A 21275-nucleotide genomic window follows, 5' to 3' on the forward strand; every position below is an offset into this window, starting at 1 on the left:
ATGGAGCCCGTGTCGCAAGTGCCAATCGTTTTTAGCGATATTAAGTATCGGTGGTTCCTATCATGCTGTTATTTAGTGGAAAAATAGTTGACGCTAGGGCGTGATACGATTATCAACTAAATAAAGCGACTCAAAAAAGATTACAAAAGAGACGCCCTTATCCGCCTGCTGTTGTGCGCTTCGCGCTACCTATAAAAATGGTCAGGAAAGGGTGATTTCCGAGGAGTGCCACATGCGGTTGCCAGCCCCGCGACAGCATGCCCGTGCCCAGCACGGCATGTTGCACATACATTTGCATATCGACGTCTCGCGATGGAAACCCCTCATCGTCGGCGTAGTGAAAGCGCGTCACACGGCGCTTTCTATAAATGCTCAATTACAGGCTGGTTAAGTACGATGCTGGATTTTAAGGAACTCGACGCCTTTGTTTGGGCGGTGAAACTTGGCTCTTTTCGTAAGGCGGCGGTGCGCTTACACATTACGCAACCGTCGGTATCCGAGCGTATCTCGCGTTTAGAGAGCACGGTGGGCGAGTTACTGCTTGAGCGCTCGGCGCGGCCTATTCAGCCCACCATGCGTGGTAGGGAGTTTTTCCTACACGCTGAACGCATGCTGGCTCAGCGCGATGAAGCCCTCAAACTTTTCGATAGTGAAGAAGACTTTTCCGCCCCGCTGCGGTTGGGCACCATTGAAACCATCGCCCACAGCTGGTTCCCCCGGTTTATGCAGCGTCTCACCGAGCGCTATCCGCGGCTGATTATTGAACTTACCGTCGATTACTCCCCAGCGCTGAACGAACGCTTAACCAGCAATGAGCTGGATATCTTGCTAGCCATGAACGGCTATCTCCCGCCGGAACAGATCGACCAAGAGACGCTAAGTCCTTACGAGATGGGCATGTTCGTTTCGCCACGCCATGCTCAAATGCTGAGCGAACGCCCCCATGCTTGGTGTACCACGCTGCCGTTTATTTCGTTTGGCAAGCTGGCGCGCCCTTATGAAGAGCTGGTGAGCTATTTAGCGGCACAGGGTGTTCATCAGCCGCGCATTCACAGCGTAAGCACCCTGATGACCATTGTGCGTTTGACCACGGAAGGCCTGGGGATTGGCGCGCTGCCGGTGGCCACCGTGCTGGATGAGTGGCGGCGGGGTGAGCTGTATCGTTTGGCGCTCCCCGCGCCGCTCCCGGCTATGCACTATGATGTTATTTGGCGCAGCGCGAATCATCCACGCTTCTGCCGCGGCGTTGGCCGTTTGGCGCAGGAGTGCGCGCTAGAGTATGCCGCGGAAAAGCATACCGATATTACAAACACGTGTTTTACCGGACGCTGGGTCACCCCTAGCGCCGCTTCCTCCACCCCCCGTGCAACACCTCCATCAATATGAATAAGAGGATTTTTCCTATGCGTACCCGCTTCGCGACCCCCCTGCTTCTTGCCACTGCCTGCAGCCTTGCCGCCGCAGCGACTGCTCAGGCCGCTGAATGGACCATGGCGACGCCCTATGGGGATGCCAGCTTCCATACCCAAAACACCAAGCAGTTTGCAGAAGACGTGGCGGAAGCCACTGACGGCGAGCTCACCATTACCGTACACAGCGGTGGTTCGCTGGTGTCTCACGGCGAAATTAAGCCGTCTGTACGTCGCGGCACCATCGATGCCGGTGAAGTGTTCCTCTCCATTCTCTCTAACGACGACCCGATTTTTGAAGTCGATACGCTGCCCGGTGTTGCCGGTAGCTACGATGACGCTTACGCGCTGTGGGAAGCGACCAAGCCAATGATTACCGAGCTGTTCGCCTATGAAGGGTTGATTCCGCTCTACGCCGTGGCATGGCCCGCTCAGGGCATCTACACCGCCTCCCCGCTAACCGATCCGGCTCAGTTTGAAGGCCTTCGTGTGCGTGCGCCGAACATCAACACCCAGCGCTACGTCAACAACTTAGGCGGTAGCCCCACTGAAACCGAAGAGTCGGATATTCCTACGGCGTTTAGCACCGGCCGTGTAGACGCCATGATTACCTCCAGCTCCACGGGTAATTCCATGGCCGCGTGGGATTACGTCACTGATTACACCGATGCCAACCTGTGGCTGCCGAAGAACATTGTGTTTATCAGCCAGCGCAGCTTTGACCGCCTAGATGAAACGACGCAAGAAGCGCTGATGGAAGCGGCGGCTCGTGCTGAAGAGCGTGGCTGGCAGATGAGCCGTGACAACAACGATGCAAGCCTTGCGGCCCTGCAGGAGAACGGCATCAACGTATCTGAGCCCAATGCAGAAGTGTCCGCCGCGCTCCAAGCCGCAGGCGATGTGTTGTTTGCCGATTGGCAGTCCCGTGCCGATGACGAAGCCAAAACGGCGCTTGAAACCTACCGCGAGCAGCGTAGCAACTAAGCCTGAAGTACCCCTTTGGGGCAGCCCGCGTGCTGCCCCTTTCTCCACGCGCTCTGTGAGACTGCGAACATGACGTTTAAATTCGACAAACTCTACCGCCTGGGTGCCTGGGGCGCAGCAGCGTGCATGGTGGCGATCTGTGCGCTGATCGCGCTTCAGGTGACGTTCCGTTTAGTGGATGCACTGCTGGTGCTGGTGGGCCTCAGCCGACTGGGTATTAGTATTACTGGCGTATCCGAAATGGCGTCTTATTTATTAGTGGGTGCCACCTTTCTGGGGCTGGCGTACACCTTTGTGCATCATGCCCATATCCGAGTGACATTACTGATATCACGCCTGCCCTCTGCGGTGCGCGTGTGGTTTGAAGTGTCTGGACTGATTATTGCGCTGGTCATCAGCGTACTACTGACCTATGGCCTGATCGGTTTGGCGAGGGAAAGCCTGCAATACAACGATGTTTCGTCGGGCTTTTTATCGATTCCTTTATGGATTCCCCAGGTGGTATTGGCCGTTGGGGTAGGGCTTCTGGCCCTGGCGCTGTTAGAAGCGCTGTGGATGGCCGGACGCATCGCCATACGCGACCCGTCAAGCTTCCGCGAAGCCACTTCCATCGACGATAACGAAGCGCATTAAGCGGCTAATCGGGAGATACCCTCGTGCTACTACTAAGTTTAGTCACTATGTTTACCCTGGTGCTGCTGCTGGGCAGCGGGGTGTGGATTGCCTTTGCGCTGATAGGCACCGCCTGGATTGCACTGCAGTTTTTCAGCCCTTTCGACCCAGGCTCAATTTTAGCCTCCGATTTTTGGGGGGCAAGCTACGGCTGGGATTTAACGGCGCTGCCGATGTTTATCTGGATGGGCGAAATTCTCTTCCGCTCGGGGCTGGCGGACAATATGTTTCGTGGGCTTTCGCCCTGGCTGAATCGCCTGCCGGGCCGCCTGCTGCATACCAATATTATTGGTAGCGGCATGTTCGCGGCGGTGTGTGGTTCATCAGCTGCCACCTGCGCTACGGTGGGCAAAATGACCCTGCCGGAACTGGAACGCCGTGGCTACGACAGCAATATGGCGATTGGCACGCTGGCCAGTGCGTCCACGCTGGGCCTGCTGATTCCACCCTCTATCGTGCTGATCGTTTACGGCGTGGTCACTGAGCAGTCTATCTCGCGGCTCTTTATGGCGGGCATTGGCCCAGGCCTGATGATCTTAGCGATGTTTATGACCTATTTAGTGCTGTGGGCGCTGCTCAAAGGCAACCGCGAAGGCCTGACGGGTGCTGATGAATCCGATATGAGCTTTGCTGAAAAGCTGCGTAATACCTGGGCGCTGTTGCCTATTTTGCTGCTGATCGGCGGCATTATCATATCCATTTACGGCGGGCTGGCTTCGCCGACGGAAGCGGCGGCGGTGGGCGTGGTGTTGTCGATGATCATTGCCTATTTTAACGGCCATTTTAATCGCGCTATTTTTACCGACTCGCTGTTTGCGGCGGTACGCACGGCCTGCATGATCGCCTTTATTATTGCCGGTGCGTCGTTTTTAACCTCGGCCATGGGCTTTACTCAAGTGCCCATGAAGCTCGCCCAGGCGATTGGTGAAATGGGGCTGTCGCCCACCATGCTGTTGATTGCACTGACGCTGCTGCTGCTGATTATGGGCTGCTTTCTGGACGGTATTTCGCTGATTCTGCTAGTGACGGCCATTATTATGCCGGTGGTGAGTGCGGCAGGTTTTGATTTGATTTGGTTTGGCATCTATCTGGTGATTGTGGTGGAAATGTCGCAAATCACGCCGCCGGTTGGGTTTAACCTGTTTGTGATTCAGGGGTTAACCGGCAAGGATATTCTGACCATTACCAAAGCCACGCTGCCCTTCTTTCTGCTGATGATGCTGGCCATTGCGCTTATGCATATCTTCCCCAGCATTGCGCTCTATCTGCCCTACGCGATGACGAGCTAAGCCTTCCTTCCACCGCACCGCCGACAAGCGGCGGGGTTAGTGGCCATAAACCGATACGCCGCCCCGGCCAGAGCGCTTGATGAAGTACATGCTCTGGTCGGCGGCGTCGATAAGCTCCCGTTCATCTCCAAACCCGCCGTCGGTGAGGCAGGCCACGCCAATCGACACGGACACGTAGAGCGGCTCTTGGTCTACTCGGGCCATGGGCCGCTCCTGCAGTCGCCGGGTAATGCGTTCAGCAAAGCGCCGGGCGCCCTCGGCATCTTCATCGGGAAGAATCACCAGAAACTCTTCTCCACCATAGCGGCCTGCAAGATCGCCCACGCGAATTAACGAGGCGAGCATCCTGCCGAAGTGAGCTAGCACCTGGTCGCCCGCCTGATGACCATATCGGTCGTTTAGCACCTTAAAGTGATCCAAGTCGATAAACACGACGGACATCGTACGCTTGGTCGTTAGGCAGAGATGGAAACGTTCCCGCAGCTGCTGTTCCAGCCAGGCGCGATTGGCCAGTTGAGTCAAAGAGTCAATACGGCTGCGCTGCTCTAGCTCGGCGTAGTCGTGGAGTAGCGTTTCCCGTGCTTGTTGCTGGGCATCTAAGCGCGCGCTCAGCGATAGCGTGTGTTCAAACAGTAGCTGTTGAGCCTCTTGTAACAGCGCCACACTATTGACGACTGCTGGCGTGCTGAGATTGAGCGTGTCCATCAGCGGGGGCAGGGTGTGCTCTAAATGAGCCAGTAGGCCGGAGATTGCCCACTCGTTAGAAGGCGTTAATGCATTCAGTTGGCGGATCACACCCGCTAAAGCTTGTGCGGGATTTGCCGATAACCAAGCATCGGCGATTGAACCAGAAACGTTGAGGCAAAGCGCCGCGTTGTCTGCTGTCTCAAAGCCATCGTGACTATGCAACACGGCCTGAACCAACTCATCGTGGGCACCCCATTTCGCGAGCAACCAAGCGCTCACAAGCGCATGGTCGCAACCAAAATAGCGCTTCTCCACCTGCATAATGTGCGGATGAGACGTGTACTCAGTGCCATAAAGTAATTCAGCATCGGCTGGATAGGCGGTTTGCAGCGCCAGAATGCCGATATCTTGCAGCAGTGCGGTGGTAAACACGCTGCCTGATTGATGGGGACAGAGCTGCTGGGCCAAGTAGCTTGCGGCAACGGCGGCGGTTAGCGCACGCTGCCAAAACTGCAGCCGAGCGCGAGCCGTATGATCCTTTTCAAATAGGCAGAAGCTCAACACGGTGGCGAGGGTGACATCCAGCCCCATGCGCTGCGTGGCATCAAAACAGGTGTGCGGAGGCTGGGCAGCGCGGAGGTAATGCACGCTATTGGCCACGCTCATGACGCGCGCTGTTAACGCAGGATCATGCTCAATGGCATTGGCATAGTCGCTTAAGGTCGCGTCAGCGCCGCGAGAAATCTTCAGCACGTTGAGTGCGACGGCCGGAAGGGTTGGTAACCGCTTACACTGCAGCAAAGCGCTGCTGATAAAGCCGGGAAGCTGGTCAGCCAGCGAGGTGTAGAGCGTTTCGCTGACGGCGGTAGGCCCCGTCATAGTGTCTCCTCAAATGCCGTGCAGCGAAGCGGGCAGTAAAAAATAATAACGATAGAGGTTTCTATCATATTGTCAGACCCGCCGATACGGTTCGTCACCCCAGGCTTCTTCCATAAGGTAGCTGTTTATGGTGCAAACGTCGCTGTGCTTTGTTAAAACAGAACAACGCTAGGCTGCTCCAAAACGAAATAAGCGAGTGCAACGATGCACACAAGGAAAGAAGCAGCAGAGATTTTTCGCCAGCTAGCGGAAGGGGTTGGACGCAGTGGTCAGCCCAGCTTCTTTGCCACCCTGGTGGAACAGCTTGCTCATCTACTTGCCGTCGACCATGCGCTGGTCGCGGTGGTCACAGATGCCAATATAGCCGAAACCTTGGCCGTTTGGTCAAGAGGCGGCCTACAGGCCAATATTGCTTACCCCTTAACGGGAACGCCTTGCGAAACCGTGGTGGGTTTTGAGCCATGCTTGTATGCCTGCGATGTGCAGTCCCGCTTCCCGGAAGATGATCTTCTTAGTGAGTTGGGCGCTGATAGCTATATGGGCCTGCCGCTATTTTCTCCTGATGGCTCTGCTATTGGCTTACTGGCCGTGCTTAGTAATCAACCCATGGCGTTTGATGGGTTAGAGAATGAAATTCTACGTATTGCCGCCGCCCAAGCGGGGGCTGAGCTAGGCAGACGCCAAGCGGAAAGTGCTTTGCGTAAAAGCGAAGCCGCTGCCAAAGAGAGCGAACGTCGGCTCAATACCCTGCTGAATCACCTGCCGGGGATGGCCTACCGCTGCCTGAATGATAACGACTGGACCATGCAGCTAGTGAGTAAAGGCGCTGAAGCGCTGACCGGCTATCGGCCTGATGAGCTGGAGAATAGTCGCATCACCAGTTTTGCGAATTTAGTCCACAAAGAAGACCAAGACCGGCTGGTTAAAGCCGTGCAGTCCGCCATTCATCAGCGACGCCCTTACCGCATGACGTTCCGCATTCGCCATCGTGACGGCAGCGAGCGCTGGATGTGGGAGCAAGGGCAGGCCATTTTTTCCGATGAAGGTGACGTGCTCTGCCTGGAAGGTTTTATTACCGATGTGACCGACCAGCAGGAGGCGCAGCGGGTGCAGCAGGCGGTGGTGCAAGTCGCCTCAACCGTGACCTCGCGGGTAGGGGATGACTACTTTCAGCAGCTTATTTCTACGCTCACTACGCTGTTAGAAGCCGATGCGGGCTTTATTGCCCTCTTAGACCAACCTGTACTGTCTCAACAGAGCGAGCACACGCACCCCAATAGCCTATTACCTGCGACCACTGGCCATACCGTGAGCTTAGTGGTCGATGGCCAAAGCCGTAAAAATCACACCTTTCTGTTGCGCGATACGCCCGTCGAGCGGGTGGTATTAGAACAAGAGAGCGTTGTGCATCACGGCCAGCGGTTTACGCTGCCGGGGGCGACACTGAGTGCGCAGGCATGGATTGGTCGACGCTTAGATAACGCGAAAGGCGAAGCCATTGGTGTGATGATGGTGTTTTATCAAGCGCCGCTCACGACGAATGCCTTTGCGACATCGGTGCTACAAATTCTCTCCACCGGTGCCGCAGCCGAGCTAGAGCGACGCCGCGATCACCGCCATATGCACCAATTGGCCTATACCGACAGCACCACCGGCTTGCCGAACCGGGTGCAGTTTATGGAGCACCTGCTTGAGATGGGTCAGCAGGCGCAAGCGCAGCAGTCGCCACTGGCACTGCTGTTGCTCGATTTGCGGCGCTTTAAAGAAATTAACGACCTGCACGGCCATCAAATTGGCGACCAGCTGTTGGCCACGGTGGCGGGGAGGTTACGCCATTTAGATTTGCCGAGCGTGCACTGCGCGCGTCTTTCTGGCGATGAGTTCGCGCTCCTGTTTCCACAGATTGAGCGGGCCAGCCTCGATGAAGTGGTGAAGCAGCTATGTGCGTTGGTGAAGCGGCCTATTCGCTTGGATCACCGCGTGTTTAACCTGGATGTTAGCATTGGTTTTGCGCGCTATCCGAGCGATGTCCCCAAGGTCAGCGAGCTGTTCAATGCGGCCAGCATCGCGCTGCATCACGCCAAAAAGCGTGACACCAACATCTCCCCTTACACTCAGGCCATGCGCCATACGTTGGAGCGCCGCCAATGGATGACCGAGCGGCTGCATGTGGCGATTTTAGAAGGGCGGCTTGAGCTCTATTTTCAGCCTCAGGTAGATTTACATACCCAAACGCTGACCGGCGCAGAAGCGCTATGCCGCTGGCACGACCCCGAGTGGGGGTGGGTTAGCCCCGGTGAGTTTATTCCCCTGGCGGAGGAGCGCGGTCTGATTCGTTTACTCGGCGACTGGGTGTTAAAAGAGGCCGCCCGCCAGCTCAGCGTATGGCAGTCGGTCGGCACGCCGCTGCCCGGTCGCCTATCGATTAATATTTCCGCTCAGCAGTTCGCCGACCCTCGGTTAACCACGCACATTGCTACGCTGACCGCCAATGTGTCGCCTAGCACGATTGCGCTGGAGCTAACCGAGAGCGACTTTATGCGTGACCCAGACCAAGCCATCATCATCACCCAAGCCATGCGCCAAGCAGGTTATGCGCTGTTTATTGATGATTTTGGCACCGGTTACTCCTCGCTCTCTTATCTGCGCCGTTTTGCTGCCGATGCACTGAAAATCGATATCTCCTTTGTGCGCGATATGCTCGACAACCATCACGACCGAGCGATTGTGCAAACGATTATCGCCATGGCGAACACACTAGAAATGAAAACCCTCGCCGAAGGGGTTGAAAGTGCCGAGCAAGCGGCGCTGCTGGCCGAGATGGGCTGCAATCAGGCCCAGGGCTACTGGTTTGGAAAACCGCTGCCCGCCGATGAGTTTGCCCGCACTTGGCTGAACGGCTAGCGCGGCGCTTCGTCATCGTCTTGTCATCATCGTTGGCATACTCTACGCGCGCCAAACCGCGACGATAGGAGTTTCCCCCATGCGCCTGGCCCTGTTTGACCTTGATGATACGCTCCTGGATGGAGACTGCAGCGACCGCTGGAATTTATGGATGATTGAGCAAGGGTGGATCAGCGACACGGAGCGCTTTATGGCGAGCGCGGAGCAGATGCAGCAGGCCTATCATGCGGGCAAGCTTAAGTTGGAAGAGTACCTTGCCATGACCCTGGCGCCTCTGAAGGGGCGTCGAGTTGCTGAGGTGGAAAAAGAGGTAGAGCGCTTTGTCGCTACCCATCTACAGCCGCGTATTTTTGATCAGGCGTGGCGCTGCCTGGAAAGCCATCGAAAAGCGGGCGATACCCTGGTGCTGATCTCTGCCTCTTCCCACCATTTGGTAGCCCCTATTGCGGCGGCGCTCGGCATCGAGCATGTGCTCGCGGTAGAGCTGGAGGTCGCTACTTCTGAGGAAGCGCGTGTTTATACCGGTGGTAGCCAAGGCGTGCTCTCGTACCGAGGTGGCAAGGTGATTCGCTTTCAGCAGTGGCTGGCGGAGCGGGCCATCACGCCTAGCCATACCACGTTCTACTCCGACTCCCGCAACGACCTGCCGCTGCTGCAGTACGTGGATTGCGCTGTGGCGGTCAACCCCGACCCGGTCTTGGCCGAGGTGGCTAGCGTAGAAGGGTGGCGGCGCTTAGACTGGCGGGCCTCTGCACCCGCCGGTGTATCTGCTGCTCACGACCGTCCAGGAAAATCGGCGCATGCCTGATGCCTATTACCTACAGCTTACCGAACAGCTTCGTCACCTGATTACTCAGCATGCCGCTCAGTGGGAGGGCAAACTGCCCGCTGAGCGCGCGCTGGCCGAACGTTTCTCCACCACTCGCGTCACCCTGCGCCAAGCGCTGGCGCAGCTGGAGGGCGAGGGGCTTATCCACCGTAGCAATCGCCGCGGCTGGTTTATCTCTCCGGCACGGTTGATGTACGACCCCACCCGCGATGCTGGTTTTAACGACTACGTGCGCGCCCAAGGCCGCCAGCCGCGCACCGCCGTTCTCCAGTTGGAGTCCCGCGCCCACCTGCCCGCTGCCCGGGCGTTAAACCTGCCGGATGATCACGTTTTTCACCATATTCGCCGTCGCCGCTATGTGGATGACCGCGCGGTGCTGGCGGAGTCACTCTGGGTGGTGCCCGAACGCGCCCCAGAGTTGCTGTCGATCTACGCCAGCCAGTCACTTTGGGGGCTGCTGCGCGAGCGCTGGGGGCATCACTTGGCCAATCGCTCCATCTCCATGGTGTCGGAGGCGCTGTCACCGGGCGATGCCGAAGAGCTATTTGTGGCACCGGGCACGGCGGGGCTGAATATTTGCCGCGCGATTTTCGATGACCAGCAGCGCCCGATTGAGTATGACGAAGAGCACTGGCTGCACGACTCGCTGTGCATCCGCGTCGAGCTGTCGGGCCAGCAGTAGCTTTCCCGTCTAGACACAAGAACTTAAAGAATCGGTCAATGAAGCGTCACGGCACTGTCATTTAAGCTCGGCAAAATTCTGGTCTATACCAAACCGCTGGAGACCACCCATGTCGATGCTTCGCCGCTTGTTCCAACCCACGTTACTGGTTAGCGCTATGGCCAGTGTGTTCGCCGCCTCTGCCCAGGCCACCGAGCTGACGGTGTATACCGCCGTTGAGTCTGACGACCTGCAAAAATACGCCGAGCGCTTTAACGCCGCTCACCCTGAGATCACCATCAATTGGGTGCGCGACTCTACCGGTGTGATCACCGCTCGCCTGCTAGCGGAAAAAGAGAACCCCCAGGCGGATGTTATCTGGGGCCTGGCCGCCACCAGCCTGCTGGTGCTGGAAGAGGAGGGCTTGCTGGCCCGCTACGCCCCGCAAGGCGTTGAGAACCTCGACCCAAAATTCGTCGATGCGGCCTACCGCAACGGTGAAGACCCGGCATGGGTGGGTATGGACGCTTGGGTTGCGGCGATTTGCTACAACACCATCGAAGGTGAGCGTCAGGGCGTGCCGATGCCCACCTCATGGGAAGACCTCACCCAGCCTGAATTTGAAGGCCACGTGATTATGCCCAACCCCAACTCATCGGGCACCGGCTACCTGGACGTGGCGAGCTGGCTGCAGCTGTGGGGTGAAGATCAAGGCTGGGACTACATGGACCGCCTGCACAACAACATCTCCCGCTACACCCACTCTGGCTCGGCACCGTGCAGCCTCGCGGCCACCGGTGAAGCCGTGGTGGGCGTGTCGTTTGCCTTCCGCGGTGCCCGCCTGAAATCACAAGGTGCGCCTATCGAGGTGGTCTTCCCTGAAGAGGGCCTGGGCTGGGATATGGAAGCGGCTGCCATTGTGGCCGGTACCGACCAACAGGAAGCCGCCCAAACGCTGATGGATTGGGTCGTGTCTCAGGAGGCTAACGAGCTCTACAACGAAGGCTATGCCGTGGTGGCTTACCCCGGTGTGGCGCAGCCTATCGAGAACTACCCAGCCGATATTACCGAGCGCATGATCGACGCCGACTTCTCGTGGGCGGCGGTAAATCGTGAGCGCGTATTAGCCGAATGGCAGCGCCGTTACGACAGCAAAACCGAAGAGTAAGCACCGCACAGCTGCCCCGGCTAAGGCCGGGGCTTGGAGATGTTATGCCCCCAACACTGACATCGCCGCTGTCGGCCTCCGCAGCGGCGACCCCTCATGCCACCACGACGCACTTAAGCATCGACGGTGTGACTAAACGCTTTGGCAGCTTTACCGCGCTGGATAATATCGCGCTCGAGATTCAAGAAGGCGAGTTCGTCTGCTTTCTCGGGCCATCGGGCTGCGGCAAGACCACGTTGCTGCGTATGATTGCCGGGCTTACCCGCCAGAGCGCGGGCACGCTGATTCAGCGTGGGAAGGATATTTCCACGCTGCCCCCGCAGGCGCGTGATTTCGGTATCGTGTTTCAGTCTTACGCGCTGTTTCCCAACCTAACCGTCTTCGACAACGTGGCCTATGGGCTGCGCAATCGTCGTGTTGCTCGGGCTGACATTCATGCCCGCGTGGCCGAACTGCTGGCGCTGGTGGATCTCTCCGGGAGCGAGGCCAAGTACCCGGCGGCGCTGTCTGGCGGGCAGCAGCAGCGGGTGGCGCTGGCAAGAGCGCTGGCGATGGAGCCTGGCTTGCTGCTGTTGGATGAGCCGCTATCAGCGCTGGATGCGCGGGTGCGTGGGCATCTGCGTAGTCAAATTAAAGCGCTACAGGCCCGCTTGGGAGTCACCACCATCATGGTGACCCACGACCAGGAAGAAGCACTGACCATGGCCGACCGGATCGTGGTAATGAACCACGGCGTGATCGAGCAGGTGGGCACCCCGGCGGAGATTTACCACCAACCCGCTAGCGCTTTTGTGGCCTCGTTCATCGGTACCATGAACTTTCTGGACGTGACCGCAGCAGCCAACCATCAGGTGCAGCTGGGCAACACCGTGTGCGACTGCTTGCCCCATACGTTTGCCAAAGGGCGGCCTGCGCAGCTTGCCATTCGCCCAGAAGCGGTTGCCCTGACCCGCCAGCCCGGCGCGTTGGTAGGTGAGGTCACCGGCATCGAGTTTTTAGGTGCGTTTCAGCGCGTCTCGCTACGCATAGCGGGCACTGAGCAACGCGTGCTTGCCGATGTGCCAAGCCGAGACAGTGCGATGCTGTCGCTCAAGCTGGGGCAGGTGGTTGGCCTTCATTTGCCTGGGGATGCGGCGCGTTTGTACCCCGCTGGGAGCTGTCAGTCATGAGAGCGCTCGCGTGGATTCCGCCGATGAGCAGGCTGTCGCCTGAAGCGCTGATCCGTTTGCTGGTGCTGTTAGCAGGCGTCGCGCTGCTGGTTGTTGGCCTGCTGTTTCCGCTGTTCGCCATGCTGGTCAAAAGCGTACAGGACCGCAGCGGTGACTTTATCGGCATCGCTAACTTCGTTCAGTATTTCCAGACCCCGGCGCTGGTGAACTCCATTGCCAACTCGATTCGTGTGGCGCTGACCACAACGGTGATCGTCGTGGGGCTGGCATTTCTCTGTGCCTACGGGATTACCCGTACCTGCATGCCGGGCAAGCGGCTGTTTCGGATGCTGGCCATTCTGCCTATTTTGGCACCTTCGCTGCTGCCCGCGATCAGTTTAGTGTATCTCTTTGGCAACCAAGGCTTTCTGCGTGACGTGCTGATGGGGGAGACGATTTATGGCCCCATCGGCATCGTGCTGGGCATGAGCTTCTGGATTTTCCCCCATGCGCTGATGCTGCTCATTACAGCATTAACCCACAGCGATGCGCGGCTCTACGAAGTTGCCGATGCGCTGGGCACACCCAAATGGCGCACTTTTTTAACCATCACTTTGCCGGGGGTTCGCTACGGCCTGATTTCCTGCCTGTTCGTTGTGTTTACCCTGGCAATCACCGATTTTGGCGTGCCGAAAATCATCGGCGGCCAGTTCAGCGTGCTGGCCACCGATGTTTACCGCCAGGTGGTGGGGCAACAGAACTTTCAGATGGGCGCGGTGGTGAGTGTGATTCTGCTGCTGCCTGCGGTGATTTCGTTCATGGTCGACCGCTGGATTCAGCGTCGGCAGGTGGCGCAGCTCTCCGCCCGCGCCGTGCCGTGGCAGCCCACGCCCAGCCCGCTACGCGATGGCCTGTTTGCGCTGCTGTGCTACGGCGTGGCCGGGGTGATTCTGCTGGTGATTGGCACCGCGATGTACGCCTCGCTAGTGCAGTTCTGGCCCTATAACCTAACGCTGACGCTGCAGCACTATACCTTTCAAGGGCTAGGTGGAGGCGGCTGGGGAGCATGGTTTAACTCGCTGAAACTGGCTTTTAGCGTGGCGCTGATCGGAACACTGGTGATCTTCTTCAACGCTTGGCTGATTGAAAAAAGCGAAGGCTATCGCCCGCTGCGCCAAGGGCTGCACCTGATGGCCATGCTGCCCATGGCGGTGCCGGGCATGGTGTTGGGGCTGGCCTATATCTTCTTTTTCAACCAGGCGGGCAACCCGTTCAACTGGCTGTACGGCACCATGGCGATTTTGGTGCTCAATACGCTGGTGCACTTCTATACGGTCTGCCACCTCACCTCGGTGACGGCGCTAAAGCAGCTCGACCCGGAGTTTGAAGCCGTGGGTGCATCGCTGAAAGTGCCTTTCTGGACAACGTTTCGCCGCGTGACGCTACCGGTCTCGCTGCCTGCCGTGCTGGATATCTCGGTGTATCTCTTCGTCAATGCCATGACGACGGTGTCAGCTGTGGTGTTTCTTTACAACAGCGATACGCGACTGGCATCGGTGGCCGTGCTGCATCTGGACGAAGCGGGCTACTTTGCCAGCGCGGCGGCCATGGCGGTGCTGATTTTCCTTACCTCACTGGTGGTGAAGTTGCTGCACGCAGCGCTCACGCACGTACTTCTCAACAACGCACAGCGCTGGCGTCAGGCGGGCTAGACAGCTCGCCGCACCAACCGCTAACCTGTGTGGATTATCTGGTATAGACCAAAAATGACGCCTCCAACGACTCCCTATTTACTCACGCCCGGGCCGCTTACCACATCGCCCGAGACCAAAGCCGCCATGCTGAATGACTGGGGTTCCTGGGATGATGACTTTAACCAGGTCACGGCCGACGTGCGTGCCCAACTGCTGGCCATGGCCGATGCCGCCGATAGCGAGTTTGCCTGCGTGCCCATGCAGGGCAGCGGCACCTTCGCGGTAGAGAGCGCGCTGGCCTGCGCCGTCGCCCCCCACGGCAAAGCCCTGGTGCTGATGAACGGTGCCTACGGCAAGCGCGCAGCGCAGCTGCTGCACATGATGGGCCGCCGCTACGTCACGCTGGATAAAGGCGACTACCTGCCGCCTCAGCCGGACGAAGTCGACGCTCTGCTGCACCAAGACCCCGAGATCAGCGCCGTTTTCCTGGTGCACTGCGAGACCAGCTCCGGCATCTTGAACCCGCTGGAGGCCATCGCGGAAGTCGTGCATGCCCACGGCAAGACGCTGATCGTGGATGCCATGAGCTCCTTTGGCGGGGTGCCGCTGAGCCTGTCCAAAACGCCCATCGACGTGCTGATCTCCTCGGCCAATAAGTGCATCGAAGGCGTGCCGGGGTTTGGGTTCGTGATTATTCGCCGTGAGCTGCTCGACGCGGGGGAAGGTCGCGCCCACTCGCTTAGCCTGGACCTTCATGCTCAGTGGGCCTATATGGAACGCACTGGCCAGTGGCGCTTTACACCGCCCACCCATACCGTAGTGGCGTTTCAAGCAGCCCTTGCCCAGCACCGCGCAGAGGGCGGCGTGGCAGGCCGCTGCGCCCGCTATACCCAAAACCGCGATGCGCTGGTGGCGGGTATGCGTGCGCTGGGGTTTGCTACCCTGCTGGAGGATCGCTGGCTGTCGCCGATCATTACCACGTTTTTAAGCCCTGATGACCCCGCCTTTGCATTTCGGGATTTCTACGCCGCGCTCAAAGCGCGTGGTTTTTTGATTTACCCCGGCAAGCTGACGGAAGTAGACAGCTTTCGCATCGGTTGTATCGGCCAACTGGATGTCGCGGTGATCGACACCCTGCTGCTGGCCATTCAAGACGCGCTGAGCGAGATGGGCGTCTCTATTTCACCTCATCTTTCAACTCATCTTTCACCTCAAGCATGGAGCGCCTAATGCACTACGACTCTCCTCGCCGTCTGCAGGCGGTCATCTGCGACTGGGCAGGCACGCTAGTGGATTTCGGCTCGTTTGCCCCCACTCAAATCTTTGTCGAAGCCTTTGCCGAGCTGGGTGTGACGATCAGCCTGGAAGAGGCGCGTGGGCCCATGGGGATGGGCAAGTGGGACCATATCCGCACCCTGTGCAATCAGCCGGAGGTCGCCGAACGCTTCACGCAAGCGGTTGGCCATGCGCCCAGCGATGACGATGTCACGGCCCTTTATGAGCGCTTCATGCCGCTCCAGATCGCCAAAATTGCCGACCATTCGGCCGTCATTCCCGGCGCGCTGGATACGTTGTCGGCCCTGCGCAGCCAAGGGCTGAAGATTGGTTCTTGCTCGGGCTATCCGGCCGTGGTCATGGAAAAAGTGGTGGCGCTGGCGGCGGAAAAGGGGCTTGAGGTCGATCATGTGGTGGCTACCGACGAAGTGCCCAATGGCCGCCCGCACCCCGCTCAGGCGCTAGCGAATGTGATTGCGCTGGGCGTGAGCGATGTAGCCGCCTGTATCAAGGTGGACGACACCACGCCGGGGATTTTAGAAGGCCGCAGCGCGGGCATGTGGACAGTAGCGCTGACCTGTTCGGGCAACGCGTTAGGGCTTGATTATGCGCAGTACCAAGCGCTGAGCGCTGCCGAGCGTCAGGCGGCTCATGAGCGGGTTGCCGCTCAGTTTGCTACCTCCCAGCCCCACTACTGCATTCCCACCATTGCCGAGCTGCCCAACGTGATTGAGCAGATTACCGCTCGCCTGCAGCAAGGGGAGCGACCTTGAGTCCAGCGGCACTTGCCCTCGTGCTTGTCTCGGTGTGTATGCACGCCGGGTGGAACGTGCTGGGCAAACGCAACACGCCCTCGCTGGGGGCATTTGTGCTGGCCTATGGTGCAGGCGGGGTAGTGATGCTGCCGCTGTTAGTGCTGGGGCCATCGCTCATGGCGCTGCCGGGGTCGTTCTGGGGGTGGCTGGCCCTCTCGGGGCTCTGCCAGATGCTTTATATGGGCGGCCTGGCCTGGGCCTATGCGCGGGGTGAAGTGAGCGTGCTTTACCCCATCGCCAGGGCGCTCCCCGTGGTGCTGGTGCCTTTGGTCTCCATCGCGTTACTAGGCAGCCGCGTGCTAGATGCTCAGGACGGTTTGGGAATGGCGTTAGTGGTGGCGGGGGCACTCTGCCTGCCGCTTAGCCACCCGGAGGCGCGTCGGTTTTCCACCTACTTCACCCCCGCCATGGGGTTTGCGCTGCTGGCAGCGGCGGGAACTGTGGGCTATTCGCTGATTGATAAGCAGGCCTTAGGGCTCATGCAGAGCGCTGGGCACAGCGGGCTCACCGCCGGGGCCGTCTTTATGGTGCTGCAAGCGGTGATGACGCTGACCTGGGCGGTACCGCTGCTGGCGCTGCTGCCTGCCGAGCGCCGCCGCCTGCCCGCACTTCGTCAGCAGGGTCTAACGATGCTAATCACCACCGGGCTGATGATGACCTGCACCTACGGCCTCGTGCTGATGGCCATGGCGATGACCGATGAAGTGAGCTACGTGGTCGCCCTGCGCCAGCTATCGATTCCGGTAGGTGTGTTGATGGGTGTGCTATGGCTAAAAGAGCCCGCTTCCACCGCTAAAACACTCGGCACCTTGGTGATGCTGGCGGGGTTGGTGATGGTGGCGCTGTAGTCGCGCCACCTGCTAGTTCTCTCAACTAGAGCGCTTGCCACACCAAGTTAATCCCCACTAAGAACATGGCGATGATCACGAGGCGGTAAAACAGCTTTTCATTGACGCGACTCTGTAGCCAAAGACCGTTACGTACCCCGATCCACGCGACAGGCACCAGCAGCAGCGAGGCCCAGGCGCTGGTCATATTGACCTCGCCCAGCCACATATACGGGCCAAGTTTGATGGAGTTCACTACGGCGTAGGTCACTGTGCAGGTGGCAATAAACGTCTCTTTAGTGAGCTTGCGCGGCATCAGGTACATATTCATCGGCGGCGCGCCTGCGTGGGCAATAAAGCTGGTAAAGCCGCACACACTAGAGGCGGGCAGTGCCCAGTAGGTGGAAATGGGTTTTTTCGCCACGGGCTTGAGCAGCATATAGGCCGCAAACACGACCGAGAGAATGCCCAGCACCAGCCGCACGCCCTGCTCGCTCAGGCTGCCAAACAGCAAAGTGCCCACCGTCACGCCAATAAACAGCCCCGGCACAAAGCGCCATACCTCCGCGCTATCGTGCTTACCCCACCACGCTTTGACGGCAAACGCATCCATCACAAGCAACAGGGGCAGCAGCAGACCGGCTGCCTGGGTGGGGCTAATCGCCAGCGCCATCAACGGCACCGAGAGCGTACCAAAGCCGCCTGCAAAGCCCCCTTTAGAGACGCCAGTGATGTAGACAGAAAAAATGATCAACAGCCAGGCGATAAGGGAGTATTCGGGGAGCATGGGAGCCTCACAGGGTATTTAAAAGCGACCGACATAAAAAAGCCCCGCAGCAGCGGGGCGCAACAGCATAGCATTAGATAAATGTTAGCGGGCGAAGAGAGTGATGACACGACGCATGTTAATGCACGCTAGTGATCACAAAATAATCAGCGTCGCCAGCCCCAAGAACGATAGAAAGCCGACGACATCCGTAACGGTGGTCAAGATCACCGCGCCGGATAGAGCAGGGTCAATTTGCAGCCGTTTGAGTACCAGGGGGATCAGTACGCCAGACACATTGGCGAGGCTCATGTTGATAAAAATCGCCAGCGTGATGACCAGAGTAATGAGCGGGTCGCTAAACCACAGGTAGGAAATACCGCCCACCACAAGCGCCCATACCAAACCATTGAGCATGCCCACCCACAGCTCTTTGTTGTAGAGCCACTGTTTGTTGTTACCCGCAATTTGCCCAAGCGCTAAGCCACGTATGACGACGGTTAGGGTTTGGCTGCCTGCAATACCTCCCATGCTGGCGACCACGGGCATGAGAATGGCCAGCGCGACGATTTGATCCAGCACTTCTTCAAACTGCCCGATCACAAAGGCAGCTAGAAAGGCAGTTAGCAAGTTGATGCCAAGCCAAATGCCGCGGCTCTTGGCACTGCGCAGAATCGGGGTGAACACTTCCTCTTCGTCGCTGACGCCGGACATGTGTTTCAAGGTCATGTCCGCGTCGTCTTGGGTAATTTCCAGTACGTCAGCGGCGTTCAATTGGCCCACCAGCAACCCTTCGCTGTTACACACCGGCACAAAGGGCAGCTCTTTGGAGCGCAACAGTGCAGCGGCATCGCTGACCTTCATCTGATCGTTGAGCGTGTAGGGAGCATCGTCCATGAACGCGTCGACGGTGCTTTCCTGTGGCTGTTTGACCAAATCAATCAGCGTCAGGGTGCCTAGCAGGCGCTTATCCTTATCAGTGATCATCACCTGCTGAGACTCATCATCTAACAGGTGGTGAATACGGATATAGCGCTGAACTGCCTCCAGTGAAACGCCCTGTTTTACATTGACCGTTTCCGGGTCCATGTAACGGCCCACCATGTCCTCTTCATAGGTGTAGAGGTTCTCAACCTGGGCACGAATCTCCTGGTCCAGGCTGGCATAGACGGTGGTCTTAATCTCTTCATCCGCAACATCAAGAACCTCGGCGACTTCCTGGGCATCCAGGCCCTTAACGATCTGCTCAACGTCGCTGGCGGTGAGGTCTTCGATGTAATCGGCGCGGATGTCCTCATCGACTTCGGCCAGCACCTCGCCGAGCATCGTTTCTGGAATGTACTCCCATAGCCGGTCACGGGTTTTGGCGGGAAAAGACTCAAGGGTGCGCGCAATCGCTAAAATATCGAGCTCATTAAACAGCTCGTTTAAGGCAGCTGTATCTTCTTCATCTAGTAACTTTTGAAGATACAGCAGCTGCTCCTCAGTATTGGTGTATTTCTCTTCATCGCGCATAGAGTCCATCCTTTGGTCATTAATTTTTAACACAACTACTTGAAAGCGCTTGATGGCTCACTATGAATCTTATCGGCAGGCGGGGTTGAAAGCCATGAAGGCTTTTTTACCATCATGGCTAGGAGCGCCTGATCGCGAAGGGGATACCGGGGCGTTTTAGTGCCGAGTTGCAAAGGCCACGCGTACGCCATGCTGAAGCCGCTGCTGGGCAGAGACAGGCGGTATCGGGTTGCCGATCATCTCATCGGCCGCATCGGCCCAGGTAAGAATGCCGTGGGTAAAACCCAACGGTGCCAGCGCGCGGCTCACCCACTGGGTGCCGCTAAAGCGCTTCGTTTCGCCCTGCGGATTGACCAGTAAGCTGACCGACTCATCGCGGTGCAGGCGCACGATATACCAGCCCATATCAATCCCGTGCAGCTCAACGTCGGGCAGCGGCTCGGCCAGTTGTGAAAGCTCAGCCAGGGTTAAACGAGGGGGGAGTGGTGAAGACATAGCGCACCTCATTGACTCAACTGTGTTTATATAGAGTCTAATGAGCGTGATGGATTTGTATAGCTTTTGGTCGTGCATTTCGCGAGCAGAAAAATGCCCCAAGGGATGACACGCTTGGGGCGTTGGTAGGCGATAAAGAATAGAAAGAAAAAATAGGTTAGCCGTTTCTAAACAAGAAGCTGTAGGCATTTAGCGCGGGAACGCCACCAAGGTGGGCGTAGAGCACTTTGGACCCTGCCGGAAACTCCCCATTGCGTACCCTATCAATCATGCCGTGCATCGATTTTCCTTCGTACACCGGGTCGGTGAGCACGCCTTCCAGGCGGGCGCAAAGGCGAATGGCCTCCAGCGTGCCCTCATTGGGCAGGCCGTACTCTGGGCCGCCGTAGCGGGTATCCAGAATCACATCGTCATCGGCAATGCCGCCTTCCAGTTCGACCAACTCCGCGGTGTGGCGGGCAATTCGCAGAATCTGCGAACGGGTTTGCTCTGGCTTGGCAGAGGCATCGATGCCGATCACCCGCTGGGCGCGGCCATCGGCTGCAAAGCCGACCACCATCCCCGCCTGGGTGCTGCCGGTCACCGAGCACACCACGATATAGTCGAAGGTAAAGCCCAGCTCTTTTTCCTGCTGACGCACCTCTTCGGCAAACCCGACGAAACCTAAACCGCCGTAAGGGTGTTCGGAACAGCCAGCGGGAATGGGGAACGGTTTGCCGCCTTGCTGGCGAACATCTTCCATGGCCTGCTCCCAGCTAGGGCGAATGCCAATATCGAAACCGGCGGCGTCCAGGCGAACGTCGGCCCCCATGATGCGTGACATTTCGATATTGCCGACCCGGTCATACACCGCATCGGAGTAGTTCACCCAGTTCTCCTGAACGAGGACGCACTTCATGCCCAGGTGCGCCGCGACGGCAGCCACCTGGCGCGTCTGGTTAGACTGGATCCCGCCAATCGACACCAGCGTATCGCAGCCCTGTTCCAGCGCTTCCGGTATCAAGTACTCCAGCTTGCGTGTTTTGTTGCCGCCAAAGGCTAAGCCGCTGTTGCAGTCCTCGCGCTTGGCATACAGCTCGACCTCGCCGCCAAGGTGGGCGCTTAGCCGTTTGAGGGGAGTGATCGGGGAGGGGCCGAACGTCAGTGGATAACGTGAAAAGCGCTCAAGGTTCATGGCAAGCTCCTGCGTTGGCAGTGAAAGCGATAGGCAAAGATCGCTGGGTAACGGTGGTCGGAACGTTGGCGTGCTCCCTGTGAT

The 21275-nt window shown here is 58.2% G+C and carries 18 protein-coding genes; 13 read left to right on the forward strand and 5 right to left on the reverse strand.

Translation table 11 applies throughout. The annotated features are described in order from the left end of the window. Positions 1–396: 396 nt before the first annotated feature. The 4 genes from IEW65_RS12375 to IEW65_RS12390 all read left to right on the forward strand — a co-directional run bounded on the left by IEW65_RS12375 (position 397) and on the right by IEW65_RS12390 (position 4354). A complete protein-coding gene (locus IEW65_RS12375; protein ID WP_188639773.1) occupies positions 397–1386 on the forward strand; it encodes a LysR family transcriptional regulator in 990 nt (329 codons plus the stop codon). A 17-nt stretch (positions 1387–1403) separates the two neighbouring features. Next, the gene (locus tag IEW65_RS12380; RefSeq protein ID WP_188639774.1) at positions 1404–2393 is read left to right on the forward strand and encodes a TRAP transporter substrate-binding protein; all 990 of its coding nucleotides are present in this window, start codon (positions 1404–1406) and stop codon (positions 2391–2393) included. Between the two features lie 69 nt (positions 2394–2462). Next, positions 2463–3026, forward strand: a complete 564-nt coding sequence (locus IEW65_RS12385; protein ID WP_188639775.1) for a TRAP transporter small permease — start codon at positions 2463–2465, stop codon at positions 3024–3026. Between the two features lie 23 nt (positions 3027–3049). Further along, positions 3050–4354 carry a TRAP transporter large permease gene (locus IEW65_RS12390; protein WP_188639776.1) on the forward strand — a complete coding sequence of 435 codons (1305 nt, stop codon included), beginning with the start codon at positions 3050–3052 and terminating at the stop codon, positions 4352–4354. Between the two features lie 36 nt (positions 4355–4390). On the opposite strand, the gene IEW65_RS12395 is transcribed toward IEW65_RS12390, so the two are convergent. Next, positions 4391–5920, reverse strand: a complete 1530-nt coding sequence (locus tag IEW65_RS12395; protein ID WP_188639777.1) for a sensor domain-containing diguanylate cyclase — start codon at positions 5918–5920, stop codon at positions 4391–4393. Between the two features lie 204 nt (positions 5921–6124). Between IEW65_RS12395 and IEW65_RS12400 the strand changes: the two genes are divergently transcribed. The 9 genes from IEW65_RS12400 (at position 6125) to IEW65_RS12440 (ending at position 17262) form a co-directional block, all read left to right on the forward strand. Beyond that, the gene (locus IEW65_RS12400; RefSeq protein WP_188639778.1) at positions 6125–8824 is read left to right on the forward strand and encodes a bifunctional diguanylate cyclase/phosphodiesterase; all 2700 of its coding nucleotides are present in this window, start codon (positions 6125–6127) and stop codon (positions 8822–8824) included. A gap of 79 nt (positions 8825–8903) precedes the next feature. Beyond that, on the forward strand, positions 8904–9632 hold the full coding sequence (locus IEW65_RS12405; protein ID WP_188639779.1) for an HAD family hydrolase: 729 nt from the start codon (positions 8904–8906) through the stop codon (positions 9630–9632). After that, the gene (locus tag IEW65_RS12410; protein WP_188639780.1) at positions 9625–10335 is read left to right on the forward strand and encodes a UTRA domain-containing protein; all 711 of its coding nucleotides are present in this window, start codon (positions 9625–9627) and stop codon (positions 10333–10335) included. Before IEW65_RS12405 ends, IEW65_RS12410 begins: the two co-directional genes overlap by 8 nt. Before the next feature lie 109 nt (positions 10336–10444). Beyond that, on the forward strand, positions 10445–11482 hold the full coding sequence (locus tag IEW65_RS12415) for a putative 2-aminoethylphosphonate ABC transporter substrate-binding protein (protein ID WP_188639781.1): 1038 nt from the start codon (positions 10445–10447) through the stop codon (positions 11480–11482). A gap of 44 nt (positions 11483–11526) precedes the next feature. Next, on the forward strand, positions 11527–12651 hold the full coding sequence (locus tag IEW65_RS12420; RefSeq protein ID WP_188639782.1) for a putative 2-aminoethylphosphonate ABC transporter ATP-binding protein: 1125 nt from the start codon (positions 11527–11529) through the stop codon (positions 12649–12651). Then, entirely contained in the window at positions 12648–14342 is a 1695-nt protein-coding gene (locus IEW65_RS12425) for a putative 2-aminoethylphosphonate ABC transporter permease subunit (RefSeq protein WP_188639783.1), read from the forward strand. Before IEW65_RS12420 ends, IEW65_RS12425 begins: the two co-directional genes overlap by 4 nt. Before the next feature lie 54 nt (positions 14343–14396). Further along, positions 14397–15554, forward strand: a complete 1158-nt coding sequence (locus tag IEW65_RS12430; protein ID WP_188639784.1) for a 2-aminoethylphosphonate--pyruvate transaminase — start codon at positions 14397–14399, stop codon at positions 15552–15554. Then, positions 15554–16372, forward strand: a complete 819-nt coding sequence (gene phnX / locus IEW65_RS12435; protein WP_188639785.1) for a phosphonoacetaldehyde hydrolase — start codon at positions 15554–15556, stop codon at positions 16370–16372. The genes IEW65_RS12430 and phnX overlap by 1 nt, the downstream gene beginning before the upstream one ends. Continuing rightward, positions 16369–17262: an EamA family transporter gene (locus IEW65_RS12440; protein WP_188639786.1), complete on the forward strand. Its 894-nt coding sequence runs from the start codon at positions 16369–16371 to the stop codon at positions 17260–17262. The genes phnX and IEW65_RS12440 overlap by 4 nt, the downstream gene beginning before the upstream one ends. Before the next feature lie 25 nt (positions 17263–17287). On the opposite strand, the gene IEW65_RS12445 is transcribed toward IEW65_RS12440, so the two are convergent. From IEW65_RS12445 to IEW65_RS12460, 4 genes are all read right to left on the reverse strand, one after another. Beyond that, positions 17288–18028, reverse strand: a complete 741-nt coding sequence (locus IEW65_RS12445; protein WP_188639787.1) for a sulfite exporter TauE/SafE family protein — start codon at positions 18026–18028, stop codon at positions 17288–17290. Positions 18029–18163: 135 nt separating this feature from the next. Further along, positions 18164–19522 (reverse strand): magnesium transporter, encoded by a 1359-nt coding sequence (gene mgtE, locus IEW65_RS12450; RefSeq protein ID WP_188639788.1) that lies wholly within the window; start codon positions 19520–19522, stop codon positions 18164–18166. A 156-nt stretch (positions 19523–19678) separates the two neighbouring features. Then, positions 19679–20017, reverse strand: a complete 339-nt coding sequence (locus IEW65_RS12455; protein WP_188639789.1) for a DUF6482 family protein — start codon at positions 20015–20017, stop codon at positions 19679–19681. A gap of 157 nt (positions 20018–20174) precedes the next feature. Further along, positions 20175–21191 (reverse strand): 1-aminocyclopropane-1-carboxylate deaminase, encoded by a 1017-nt coding sequence (locus tag IEW65_RS12460; RefSeq protein WP_188639790.1) that lies wholly within the window; start codon positions 21189–21191, stop codon positions 20175–20177. Between the last annotated feature and the right edge of the window lie 84 nt (positions 21192–21275).

The sequence above is a fragment of the Vreelandella lutescens genome, assembly GCF_014640815.1.
Taxonomy (GTDB): domain Bacteria; phylum Pseudomonadota; class Gammaproteobacteria; order Pseudomonadales; family Halomonadaceae; genus Vreelandella; species Vreelandella lutescens.